Source organism: Lysinibacillus sp. NPDC056185 (genome assembly GCF_047737915.1).
GTDB lineage: Bacteria > Bacillota > Bacilli > Bacillales_A > Planococcaceae > Lysinibacillus.
The window spans coordinates 167,576-180,900 of sequence record NZ_JBLLLQ010000004.1; the positions used below are offsets into that span (position 1 = coordinate 167,576).

The 13,325-nt window shown below is 38.3% G+C and carries 8 protein-coding genes; all 8 read right to left on the bottom strand.

From position 1 onward, the window contains the following. Positions 1–353: 353 nt before the first annotated feature. The gene (locus tag ACMZ42_RS06215; RefSeq protein ID WP_402868107.1) at positions 354–4,685 is read right to left on the bottom strand and encodes a PolC-type DNA polymerase III; all 4,332 of its coding nucleotides are present in this window, start codon (positions 4,683–4,685) and stop codon (positions 354–356) included. Between the two features lie 226 nt (positions 4,686–4,911). Beyond that, the gene (locus ACMZ42_RS06220; protein WP_402868109.1) at positions 4,912–6,618 is read right to left on the bottom strand and encodes a proline--tRNA ligase; all 1,707 of its coding nucleotides are present in this window, start codon (positions 6,616–6,618) and stop codon (positions 4,912–4,914) included. A gap of 551 nt (positions 6,619–7,169) precedes the next feature. Further along, positions 7,170–8,432, bottom strand: a complete 1,263-nt coding sequence (gene rseP, locus ACMZ42_RS06225) for an RIP metalloprotease RseP (protein ID WP_370075199.1) — start codon at positions 8,430–8,432, stop codon at positions 7,170–7,172. A gap of 46 nt (positions 8,433–8,478) precedes the next feature. Further along, complete coding sequence (dxr, locus tag ACMZ42_RS06230; protein WP_415730918.1) at positions 8,479–9,624, bottom strand: 1-deoxy-D-xylulose-5-phosphate reductoisomerase; 1,146 nt, start codon at positions 9,622–9,624, stop codon at positions 8,479–8,481. 166 nt (positions 9,625–9,790) lie between these two features. Further along, positions 9,791–10,588, bottom strand: coding sequence for a phosphatidate cytidylyltransferase (locus ACMZ42_RS06235; protein WP_415730919.1), 798 nt, complete (start codon positions 10,586–10,588; stop codon positions 9,791–9,793). Continuing rightward, the gene (locus tag ACMZ42_RS06240) at positions 10,585–11,379 is read right to left on the bottom strand and encodes an isoprenyl transferase (protein ID WP_370075202.1); all 795 of its coding nucleotides are present in this window, start codon (positions 11,377–11,379) and stop codon (positions 10,585–10,587) included. The genes ACMZ42_RS06235 and ACMZ42_RS06240 overlap by 4 nt, the downstream gene beginning before the upstream one ends. Before the next feature lie 545 nt (positions 11,380–11,924). Further along, positions 11,925–12,482, bottom strand: a complete 558-nt coding sequence (gene frr / locus ACMZ42_RS06245) for a ribosome recycling factor (RefSeq protein ID WP_370075203.1) — start codon at positions 12,480–12,482, stop codon at positions 11,925–11,927. After that, positions 12,482–13,207 (bottom strand): UMP kinase, encoded by a 726-nt coding sequence (gene pyrH, locus ACMZ42_RS06250; RefSeq protein WP_370075204.1) that lies wholly within the window; start codon positions 13,205–13,207, stop codon positions 12,482–12,484. Before pyrH ends, frr begins: the two co-directional genes overlap by 1 nt. Positions 13,208–13,325 lie beyond the last annotated feature (118 nt).

Genomic DNA, 13,325 nt, shown 5'->3' on the forward strand with positions numbered 1-13,325 from the left:
CACTCTTTTGCTGGAAAAATATCAACAAATTATTACCATTAGGATAGCATAGTTTACAGCACAATGCAAATTTCCTTTTTCTAGACATCTCATCTAATCAATTATGCCTCGACTTAATTGCGTCTGGAAATTGAAAATTGTGCTTAAATTAGGCTCTTCACCATAACGAGTGGGTTGATTTCCGTTCCGGCTGGGCGCTTTCCTAGGGGCGTCCAGCCTTCACTTCAATCAGCTTATTTACATGATATACATTTAAACAAATTTCACCCTCAGCTTTATAAGCCTTAATTTGAACATAAGGCTTATAAGTTATTCGTTATTGATGATGATCCCTTTAGACTAACCTTCTTATTTTAGAAAAGTGATAATTGATTCGCATCAGGCATTCCTTCTAAACAACCCAATTGATCCATGTATTCAATCAATGTCTTGGATACTCGACCTCGTTGCTGTAAATCTTCCTTCGATAAAAATTCGCCGTCCTCACGTGCTGCCACAATTTGTTTCGCAACGTTTGTACCAAGTCCAGGAATCGCATCGAATGGTGGAATTAAAGAGTTCCCATCAATGATAAATTCACTAGCCTGCGAACGATATAAATCGACCTTCTGGAAGCTCATCCCACGCTCACACATTTCAAGTGCTAGTTCCATCACAGTTAATAGGTTTTTTTCTTTTGTTGAAGCATCTAAGCCCTTTATATTGATTTCATCAATTTTTGCACGAATCATTTGCGAGCCCTGTACCATGGCAATTAAATCAAAATCATCTGCACGTACTGTGAAATACGCTGCATAATAAAGAATCGGGAAATGTACTTTAAACCATGCAATACGAACAGCCATTAACACGTAAGCTGCCGCATGGGCTTTCGGGAACATGTATTTTATCTTTTTACATGAATCGATATACCAACCTGGTACTTTATTCGCCAGCATTTCTGCCTCAAACTCTTCAGATAAACCTTTCCCTTTACGCACGGACTCCATAATTTTAAATGCCAGTGAAGGTTCTAACCCTTGGTAAATTAAATACACCATAATATCGTCACGACAGCCAATTACTTCTTTCAGCACACATGTACCGTTTTGAATTAACTCTTGCGCATTACCAAGCCATACATCTGTTCCGTGTGAAAGTCCTGAAATTTGCACAAGCTCTGAGAATGTTGATGGCTTCGTATCTTCAAGCATTTGGCGTACAAAACGAGTACCGAACTCAGGAATACCGAGTGTTCCCGTCTTACAGCCAATTTGTTTTTCTGTTACGTCTAAAGATTCTGGAGAACTAAAGATTTTCATAACGACTGGATCATCTGTTGGAATCGTTTTTGGATCTATCCCTGATAAATCCTGCAACATACGAATCACAGTCGGATCATCGTGCCCTAGAATATCAAGCTTTAAAATATTATCGTGAATAGAATGGAAATCAAAGTGCGTCGTACGCCATTCTGCATCCTGAGCATCCGCAGGGAATTGCACTGGTGAGAAGTCAAAGATATCCATATAATCTGGTACTACGATAATTCCACCAGGGTGTTGCCCTGATGTACGTTTTACGCCTGTACAACCTTGTACTAAGCGATCTACCTCGGCACCGCGGAAATGCAAGTTGTTATCACTAGCATAGCCCTTTACATAGCCATACGCCGTTTTTTCCGCAACTGTACCGATTGTTCCAGCACGATATACATAATCTTCACCGAATAATACCTTCGTATAGTTATGGGCTTGTGGTTGATATTCCCCCGAGAAATTCAAATCAATATCAGGTACCTTATCTCCCTTAAAGCCAAGGAACGTTTCGAATGGGATATCTTGCCCATCTTTTTTATAGGGTGTCCCACATTCCGTACAATCTTTATTTGGTAAGTCAAAGCCTGAGCTTACTGAACCATCATTAAAAAACTCGGAATGCTTACAATTTGGACAAACATAATGAGGTGGCAGAGGATTTACTTCAGTAATCTCCATAAAGGTCGCTACTAATGAAGATCCAACTGATCCACGAGAACCTACTAGATAGCCATCCGCTAATGATTTTTTCACAAGCTTCGCAGAAATTAAATAAATTACGCCGAAACCATGGCCTAAAATTGACTTTAATTCCTTTTCAATTCGGGCCTTCACGATTTCTGGTAGTTCTTCTCCGTATATAAGATGTGCCATTTCATAGGTTAAATTTGTAACCTCATCATCTGAACCTTCAATTTTTGGTGTATATAAATCATCTTTAATCGGCTTAACATCACCAATCATATCTGCTACTTTTTGAGAGTTGGTGACAACTACTTCCTTCGCAAGATCCGGCCCTAAAAAATCAAATTCTTCAAGCATTTCATCAGTCGTTCTAAAATGAACTTCAGGTAGCTTTGATCTATTTAAGATGTTGGCACCACCTTGAGAGCCAATTAGTATTTGTCTGAACATCCCATCTGTCGGGTCTAAGTAATGGACATTACCGGTAGCTACAACTGGCTTATCGATTTTCTTCCCTAGCTTTACAAGCTTGCGAATAATATCTTCAAGTGTCCATTCATCACGTACGACATTGCGCTCAATTAACGGTGCATACACCGCCTTTGGTTGAACTTCAATATAATCATAAAATCTCGCAACTTGTTCTGCTTCCTCTGGGGATTTATTCATCATCGTCTCAAATAATTCGCCATTACTACAACCTGATCCGACTAATAAACCTTCTCTATATTGCTCTAGAACCGCTCTTGTTACGCGAGGTACACGATAGAAAGTTTTTGTATGGGAGTGGGTGACTAGTTTAAATAAATTTTTTAGTCCAGCATTATCTACCGCTAATATTGTGCAGTGCATTGGTCGTCCCTTTTTATAAGCATCTCCACCACCAACATGCTTATTAAAGTCGTCGTGGTATTTAATTTCTAATTCATCTGCATCTTTTAACAGCTGTAAAAGTAAATAACCCGTTGCCTCTGTATCATAAATAGCCCTGTGATGCTGGGTTAATTCAATATTGAATTTTTTACAAAGTGTATTTAAACGATGGTTTTTCATCGTTGGATAAAGCATTCTCGCAAGCTCCAACGTATCAATAACTGGATGAATCGTTCCCTCTAGCCCAAATTTTTTATAGCCTGTGTATAAAAAGCCCATATCAAACGATGCATTGTGGGCTACTACTATGCCATCTCCGATAAATTCATGGAACTCCTTAATGACTTGCTCTACTTCTGGCGCGTTACGTACCATATCATCTGTAATACCTGTCAGTTCGATGGTCGTTGCTGAAAGTGGATGATGTGGATTGGCAAAGCTTTCGTATTTGTCTATCACATTTCCATCTTGAATTTTAACTGCAGCAAGCTCAATAATAGTATCGTAAGCAGTAGATAGACCTGTCGTCTCTACGTCAAACACGACATAGGTAGTATCAGCTAATAATCGGTTTTCAGGTGCATACGCAATCGGTACACCATCATCTATTAAATTAGCCTCCAAGCCATAAATAACTTTTATGCCATGCTTTTTCCCTGCTGCATAGGCCTCTGGGAAGGATTGCACAACAGCATGGTCAGTAATAGCCACAGCTGGATGACCCCACTTTGCAGCCTGCTCAACGAGTCTACCAACTGGTGTCACAGCATCCATTTGACTCATTGGTGTATGCAAATGTAATTCAACTCGTTTTTCTCCCTCTGGCGCCTTATCCTGTCGTGTTGCTTTTTTAATTTCATTGATATCATTTGCCATAACAATTAAATCACGAATGAATGTGTCAGTTTGTACAGAGCCTCGGACTTTTACCCACATGCCTTTTTTCAAATACTTCATAAGTTCCGCATCATCATTATCACGTGAGAACATTTTTACTACTATAGAATCCGTATAGTCGGTAATTTTAATTTGTAATAAAGACCGACCACTTTTCAGCTCCCTAATTTCCGTATCAAAAACAAAACCTTCTATGATAACACGGCGTTCTTCCTCAACAATGCGTTTAATTTCCATTGTTTCATCATCTTTAATTAACATACCAAGTTGGAATGGACGGTCACCAAGGTTCGCAATAGCTGGATTTTCTTTCTTCTCTTGCTCACGTTTTTGGTAATCTTGTATCGCTTGCTGAGCTAAAGCTGCTTCCTCTAAACGCCTCTGTTCCATGAAAGCTTCCTGTGCCGCAATCATTTCTTCCGTTTGTTCTTGAAGCACAAAATCTATCACAATGTGTGGAAAGCCAAAGTAACTATAGCTTTCGGAAAGCTTTTCTGCATACTTCGTTTTCAGCATCATAAATTCCATTTCTTGCATGCAAGATAAAGTGATTTTTTGCCCATTCCACATAGGCATTTGCGATGCTAGACAATTTTTTAAAGGTGGCGCCATCTCATCTATTTGTTCTACTACTGTTAGCCAATATTGTTGGACAAGTTCTTCCGTAACATTTTTCTCTACCGTATCGAAAGTTGTGTGGATTTGAGCAATCGCTGAAAATTTTTCAGTCAAACGAGTACGAAATAGTTGGTATAGTTGAAAAGGAAGTATATCTCGTAATTTAATGGTAAAATTCCATAGCCTGTTCTTTTTGTGTACAGTTAGTCGTGATAATTCACCTTCTTCAAAAAAGGACATATACACATCTTCTGTTAACTCTAGTTGTTGCAAGAGCATTTGAAACTTCGTTCTTGCTTCTTGTTGCTGTTCCAATCTATTGACACCTACTTTCAGAAAGAGGCAGTCTTAAAAGCCCCTTGTTTTATTTCCTCACCAACGTTAACGAATCAAAGAAAAAATTCGCTCCCTTTCCGCGGGCGACCGTCAAGCCTCACAAATCCTAAACATCTATGAATTCATGCTTGGCTCGCTGTCCCCGAGAAGTGGCGCGAATCTTTTATCTATTTAATGCCATTTTCATCCTTTTTGGGACAAGCATTTAATTTTTGCGGAAAAATTCATTTAAGCGATCAATGACCTCTTCTTTTTTCCATTCGAACGTTTCACCTGTTTGACGGAATTTAACCTCAACAATACCTTCAGTTGCTTTTTTACCTACTGTTACACGGACAGGTAAGCCAATTAAGTCAGCATCTGCGAATTTAACTCCAGCGCGCTCAGCACGATCATCTAATAGCACATCATAACGGTATGATTTCAATAAGCCATATAGCTCATCAGCTAAGGCAACCTGTGTTTCATCCTTTGTATTAACAGGGACAACATGGATATCATAAGGAGCTAATTGTGTTGGCCAAACAAAACCATTTTCATCTTGGAAATGCTCTGCAACAGCAGCTAAAATACGTGACACACCAATACCATAGCATCCCATAATAAATGGTTGTGATTTACCTTGTTCGTCTAAGAATGTACCATTCATTTTTGCAGAGTAAGTTGTTCCTAATTTGAATATATGACCAACCTCGATACCTTCTGCAAACTTGATAATTCCTTGGCCATCTGGAGATGGATCACCCTCTTGAATAAAACGAATATCTAAATATTCATTCACTGCAAAATCACGCTCTGGATTAACATTAACTAAATGGAAACCATCTTCATTTGCACCGGCTACACCGTTACGAATAGATTTAATAGCATTGTCAGCTACTACTTTTACGTCTACTGGTAATTTAACAGGACCGATTGAACCAACTCCACAGCCTAATAAATCACGGATTGCCGCTTCACTAGCAAGTTCAACAGAACCAGCTTCAAGCGCATTTTTCAGCTTAATATCATTAATTTCGTGATCTCCACGAGCAAGTACAACAACTAATTCACCGTCAACATCAAACACTAATGATTTAATGACATTCGAAGGCTCAACATTTAAGAAAGCTGATACTTCTTCGATTGTTTTTTGGTCTGGTGTTGCCACTTTTTCAAGCTCTTTTAATGCTTCATCTGATGGTTGATAGTCTACAAGAACTTCTGCCATTTCGATGTTTGCAGCATAATTAGACGTATCAGAGTATGCAATTGTATCTTCCCCAATTTCAGAAAGCACCATAAATTCATGTGTACCTTTCCCACCAATTGAGCCTGCATCTGCAATAACTGCACGATAGTTTAAACCTAGACGAGAGAATATATTTGAATAAGCACGATACATATCATCATATGTTTCATCTAAACTTTCACGTGATGCATGGAAAGAGTATGCATCTTTCATAATAAACTCTCTGCCTCGTAGTAAACCAAAGCGAGGACGTTTTTCATCACGGAATTTAGTTTGAATTTGATAAAGTGTTAGCGGTAATTTTTTATATGATTTAATTTCATCACGTACTAAAGTTGTGATTACTTCTTCATGAGTTGGCCCTAATGCGAAATCACGATCATGACGGTCCTTTAAACGCATTAATTCTGGACCGTATTTTTCCCAGCGACCTGATTCCTGCCAAAGTTCCGCAGATTGTAATGAAGGCATTAAAAGCTCAATTGAATTGATTGCTTCCATCTCTTCACGAACAATGTTTTCTATTTTTGTTAACACACGTTTTGCAAGCGGTAAATACGAGTATACCCCACTTGTATTTTGACGAATAAACCCTGCACGTAGTAATTGCTTATGTGATTTTACCTCTGCATCAGCAGGTACTTCACGTAGCGTTGGGATAAGTGTTTTACTTTGCTTCATTCAGTGTTCCACCTTTTTAATAGATAAGTTTTTATACTCTAATTAGCATAAACAAATTTAGCTTTGAACGCAATGTTTCAAAAAAATTGCGTTCAAAGCTATGTTTTTTCAATCAATTTTCACCTTAGCGTAATTGCCATGGCTTCCTTTAAAGATGTTTTACTTGAAAAACTTAACTTAACTCTTCATTTATTTAGATCAATTATGCCTTGGCATAATTGCGTCCGGAATCGGCTTTGTGCTTAGGCCTGCGTGATGCAGGTCAGTTAGCCGTTATCGCATGGATGTGATGATTTTAGGCTAACATCCTTTAAGAACTCCTTTCCGATTCCGTGACATCCGCCGGAGGCTTTAGGCCAACAGATGTTTTTTGCGCGAAAGCGTAGTGCTAACGTAGCGTCAGCAAAAGGGTTTCATTCTGTGCGAAAACGTAGTGCAACGAAGTGACAGCAACAGCACCGATGTTGGTCACTCAGTCGTTGCCACAGGACGTGGCGTTCTTAGACTGAGTTCCTCTATTTCAGCGGATGTTTGGCATCTGCTGAAATAAGTTAAAAGAAAAATCGTTGTATATCGTTCCATGTAACTACGACCATTAAGATCATCAATAGTACGATACCGACAAAATGCACAAGACCCTCTTTTTGACGATCAATTGGTTTGCCTCTTACTGCTTCGAAACCAAAGAACAATAGACGACCACCGTCAAGTGCTGGAAGCGGTAATAAATTCATAATTCCAAGGTTAATACTTAACATCGCAGCCCAATTCATTAAATTGATGAATCCATATTGAGCTACCTGCTCTGTCGCTTTATAAATTCCTACTGGACCTGATAGAGCATCTATCGTGAATTTACCGGTAATTAACATACCAAGCAATTCAAATATTTTAGCAGTCATATTATAAGTTTCTTGTGCGCCATAAACAACAGCCTTTAATGGATTAAATTCACGTGGGCTCTCATACTTAACCCCTATTTGGCCATACTTATCGCCATTTTGTTCTATTTCTTTTACCTTCATATTTAGGTTAACTTGCTGACCATTTCGATCAACTGTTACAGTAATATCTTCACCAGGGTGATCTTGTACAATAGCAGCCAAATCCTGCCATTTTTTAACTACTTGTCCGTCTATGCCAACTACTTTATCACCTGCAAGCATTCCTGCTTGTGCAGCTGGATCATTTTCTACTACTTCTGTGATGATTGGCTCATACGTAGGTACACCATGAATTAAGCCAATCATCATATAAATAATAAAAGCTAATATAAAGTTAAATAACGGGCCTGCAAAGATTGTCATAGCTCGTTGACCGACTGTTTTAGCGTTAAATTGGCGATCATATGGTGCAATTAACGTTTCTTTACCGTTTTCTACGAGAATACAATCTCTTGCAACATTATAACGAACTAATTTTTCCTCTTCATCATAGCCTTCTACAAACAAATCCTTTTCTAAATCGGCACGCTCAACTTCTAAAAATAACAAATCTGGTAATTGCTTATTATTTTGATTAAAGATAATTTTCTTTACAACATTATCTTCATCTACAATAAGCCCTACTCGATAGCCCGGCTGTAATTCGGCGCCATCCATGTCATCACCAGCCATACGCACGTAACCGCCAATTGGCAATAAACGTATCGTATAGATTGTTTCACCATGTGTTTTTCCATAAATTTTTGGTCCCATACCGATTGCAAATTCCCGAACCATAATTCCTGCTCGTTTCGCGAATAAGAAATGACCAAATTCATGGAAGAATACAAGTAGGCCAAATATTAAAATAAATGCAATAGCTGTTTGCATAATACCCCACCTTTAAAAAGCGAATAGTTAACGATATCTTCTCTCTTTATTTTACCATGTCTAACACTGTTTTTCTTGTTTCACCGTCTACATGCAAAATTGTTTGCAAATCTGGCACTAATATGTTGTTATGTGCTTGCATTACACGCTCAATCGTTTCGTCAATTTCAAGGAATGTTATTTTCCCTTGTAAAAATGCCGCAACTGCCGCTTCATTCGCTGCATTCATCGCTGTTAAAATTGTACCGCCTGTGCGCCCAGCCTCATATGCTAGTCTCAATGCTGGATAACGTTCAAAATCCATTTCTTTAAAATGGAGCTGACCAATTTGCGCTAAATTAAGTCGTTGTCCGTTATGTAGCGGCATACGATCTGGGTAGCTTAATGCATATTGGATTGGTACACGCATGTCCGGCGTACCTAGCTGTGCAATGACACTAGTATCATGATACTCAACTAGGGAGTGAATAATACTTTCTCTATGCAAAAGTACATCAATTTTATCATAAGGCATATCAAATAACACATGTGCTTCAATGACTTCTAGCCCTTTATTCATCATTGTAGCTGAATCTATCGTAATTTTCGCACCCATTGACCAGTTCGGGTGATTTAGTGCATCTGCAACCGTTACATGCTTCAACTCCTCGCGTGTTTTGTCACGGAAGCTACCACCAGAAGCCGTAATAATTAATCGCTCAATATTTTTCGGATTCTCTCCATTCATCGATTGGAAAATCGCAGAATGCTCACTATCAACCGGCAAAATTGCTGCATTATATTTCTTGGCCTCTGCCATCACTAAATGTCCAGCGGTTACAAGTGTTTCTTTATTGGCAATGGCAATTGTTTTGCCCATGCGAATTGCAGCTAATGTCGATTCTAGTCCAACACTTCCAAGAACCGCGTTTACTAGCACTGTCGAATCAGGATGTGTAGCGACCTCTACAAGCCCTTTTGCACCAAACGTAAAGTGTACTTGTGGATATTCTTTAGCGAGCATCATTGCATCTTCTTCTAATTGGACAGATACAAGTTCAGGCTTTAAAGTTTCAATCATTTCACGAGTTTTTTCGATATTTTTCCCTGAAGAAAATGCCACTAAATGAAAGGCATCGCGTTGTTCTTTTAAAATATCATAGGTTTGCCAACCGATTGAACCAGTTGCACCAAGTAAACTAATTTTTTTCACGACAAATTGTCCCCTTTTTCTATCTCAGCAAATGATATAGCACGATTATTATCACTCTGTTTAGAGGAAAATGCTATTATTATGGCACATCACCATAACGTAGAATTGATCTCGGTTCCGACTAGACGTTATCCTATAGCGACCGATGAGCCACTATTGTTCCTAGTTACCAAAAACAATGGAAAAAATGTAGTAAAGGGACTACGAACAATAGACTATCAAAGCGATCTAAAATACCGCCATGCCCAGGTAAAATATTTCCTGAATCCTTTACGTCAAAATGGCGCTTGATAGCCGATTCCACTAAATCGCCCATTTGGCCAATAATTGACGCACAGATTGTGATGAAAATAAGTGAGACATAACCATTCGCAAACGGATATATTGCTTGCATCCCAACAGCAAAGATTACTGCAATGACAATTCCCCCAATAAAACCTTCCACGGTTTTCTTAGGTGAAATTTCAGGCCATAGCTTATTTTTTCCTAATTTTCTTCCTACAAAATATGCACCTGAGTCAGTTGTCCAAACTACAAGTAAACAATATACGACAAACTCTAGACCATAGCTTCGTGTTTCGATTAAGTAATGGAAGCCTAACCCGACATAAAACGCACCTAATAATATAAATGCAACTTCATCGAATGTAATTTTATTTTTTACAAGGACTACATATATGAGTAATAGCATCATTAGACCATACACAACCATTAAATTGGAGGAATAGCCAATTGCATCTACTACCTTACTTGACCAGTCTGTTGGTATAACAAGTAGTATTAATGTTAGTAACCCTAAAAAACCTGGTATTGAAAAAAGTGAAATACCTTTCATTTTTAGTATTTCATAAAAGCCGACAACAGCCATTGCAAGCACAAGTATTGTAAATGGCACTTTTCCATAAATAACAAATGGAATAAATAGTGCTGCTGCAATTATTGCTGTAATAATTCGTTGTTTCAAGTTGTTTCTTCTCCCTTCAACCCACCGTAACGGCGATTACGTTTCTGGTAGTTTTCCACCGCTTTCAGTAAGTTTTCCTCGCTAAAATCTGGCCACAATGTATCTGTAAACCAAAATTCTGTATAGGCGAGCTGCCATAACATAAAGTTGCTTAATCGCACTTCACCGCTTGTACGAATTAATAAATCTGGCTCTGGTAAATGAGCCGTCATTAAATGCGATGTCAAGCATTCTTCTGTTATGTCTTGCATCGTTAATTCACCATCCTGCACCTTCTGAAGCATTGTTTTCATGGCGTTAACCATTTCCGAACGACTTCCATAATTCAGAGCAAAATTTAGAATTAATCCTGTATTATGCTTCGTCTCCTCCATCGCTTCATACAACGCTTTTTGCGTATGTGCAGGTAATAAAGATGGATCTCCTATCATCTCAACACGTACATTACGTTCCATCATTTCAGGTAAAAATGAACCTAAAAATTCGACAGGTAAACGCATTAGGAAATCGACCTCTGGTTTTGGCCGCTTCCAATTTTCTGTAGAGAACGCGTACACCGTTAAAACTTTAATACCTAGATCTGACGCAAATCTAGTTACCTTTCGTACCGTCTTCATACCTTCATGGTGCCCTGCAACACGTGGCATGGCACGTTTCTTTGCCCAACGTCCATTTCCGTCCATAATAATCGCTACATGGGCAGGAATCGGCTCGTTTTTAGCAAGGGCAACACGTTCCTCCAATGATAGTGAATCTATATTTATTTGTTTACCTAATAGCTTTTTAAACATGCTAACTCCCCCACTACAACTAATCGGACGTATACTAACCTATCATAACAAACAAAAGCGCGTTTTGTCTTTTTTTTCCCTCTAAATTGACTATGTATGAACTACCTTATTTTAGAACTACACACATTTTAAGATATCACCATATGTTGAGTTAACTTTCGTTACAACTGAGTGTAGGCGAAAGAACATCAACTGATCATGACATATTTCAACTTTTGGTGATGAACTCTTTATTAGAGGGGCTTTTAAGACTTTTACCCCACTCAACTGAAGGTTAAAAAGGGTTATTGTTTCCCTTATTTTGTTCATTATTCAATAATGTATTTCGGTTCACGTTAAGAATAGTTCTTCTTAATCTTAAATGAAAGCAAAAATAGATGAAAGATATTTCCCTTAAAACAATTAAAGATGCTCTGTCTCAGTATGTGTTTGGACACCCGCTGAATGAAGATACTTTAACAGTAAAGAGAAAAGACGTCCTTTATATATATAGGACGCCTTCATCTCATCAAAAAGTTCCATCATAGATATGCAAAACGAGTTGCTTACACTTCTAGAATTTCTTTTTCTTTTTCTTTCGCCACTTGATCTACTTTAACGATGAAGTCATCCGTTAATTTTTGAATATCTTCACCGTAGCCACGTAGATCATCTTCTGTGATTTCGCCAGCTTTTTCAAGTTTTTTCAGATCATCATTCGCATCGCGACGAACATTACGTACAGCGATTTTTGCATCTTCTGCTTCTTTTTTCACTTGCTTCACAAGATCTTTACGACGATCTTCTGTTAAAGCAGGAATCATTAAACGAATAACAGATCCATCATTTGTTGGTGTAATACCAATATCTGATTTCATAATTGCTTTTTCGATTTCACCTAAAATTGTTTTATCGTAAGGTGTAATAACTAATAAGCGTGCTTCTGGTACCGAAACACCTCCAAGCTGATTAATCGGTGTTGGTGCACCATAATAATCAACTGTAATGCGATCTAATAAAGCAGCATTTGCACGACCTGCACGGATTGAAGATAGTTCACGTGAAAAAGCGGCAATTGTTTTGTTCATTTTTTCTTTAGCTTGTTCTAAAACTTGTTTAGCCATTATGCATTCCTCCTAACAACTGTTCCAATTTTTTCGCCTTGTACGGCACGTTTAATGTTACCTGGTTCCATAATTGAGAAGACAATTAACGGAATATCGTTATCCATACATAAAGTAGAAGCTGTTGAATCCATTACTTGTAAGCCTTGTTGGATAACGTCTAAGTATGTGAGTGTATCATATTTAATGGCAGTAGCATCTACTTTTGGATCTGCAGAATAAACACCATCTACATTATTTTTTGCCATTAAAATAGCATCTGCGTCGATTTCAGCTGCACGTAACGCAGCTGTAGTATCAGTAGAGAAGAATGGGTTACCAGTACCTGCTGCAAAAATAACTACACGTTTTTTCTCTAGATGACGAACTGCTTTACGGCGAATATATGGCTCCGCTACTTGTGTCATAACAATAGAAGATTGCACACGTGTTTCAATTCCTAATTTCTCAAGCGCATCTTGTAACGCTAAAGAGTTCATAACCGTTGCTAGCATACCCATATAATCGGCTGCTGCACGATCCATCCCCATTTCGCTACCGATTTTTCCACGCCATATATTACCGCCACCTACAACAACAGCAACTTCTACATCAAGATCTACTACTTCTTTTACCTCTTCTGCAACAGACTTGATAATTTTTGGTGATAAACCGAAGCCCGCTTCCCCAGCTAACGCTTCACCACTTAATTTTATAACTACTCGTTTATATTGTGGCACACTCATTGTAAACCTCCGTCAGACTTTATTTAAAACATCTCTATTCCCTTTTCCATTATAGTATAAATAACAATAATTGCTAGTTATGAATAAGGCAGAATAGGAAATTATATGGCTCATCACC

Excerpts from the sequence above, each read along its gene's own strand:
- ACMZ42_RS06240 (WP_370075202.1), bottom strand. The coding sequence starts at position 11,379 with ATGTTTAAAAAGCTATTAGGTAAACAAATAAATATAGATTCACTATCA.
- ACMZ42_RS06220 (WP_402868109.1), bottom strand. The coding sequence starts at position 6,618 with ATGAAGCAAAGTAAAACACTTATCCCAACGCTACGTGAAGTACCTGCT.
- frr (WP_370075203.1), bottom strand. The coding sequence starts at position 12,482 with ATGGCTAAACAAGTTTTAGAACAAGCTAAAGAAAAAATGAACAAAACA.
- pyrH (WP_370075204.1), bottom strand. The coding sequence starts at position 13,207 with ATGAGTGTGCCACAATATAAACGAGTAGTTATAAAATTAAGTGGTGAA.
- rseP (WP_370075199.1), bottom strand. The coding sequence starts at position 8,432 with ATGCAAACAGCTATTGCATTTATTTTAATATTTGGCCTACTTGTATTC.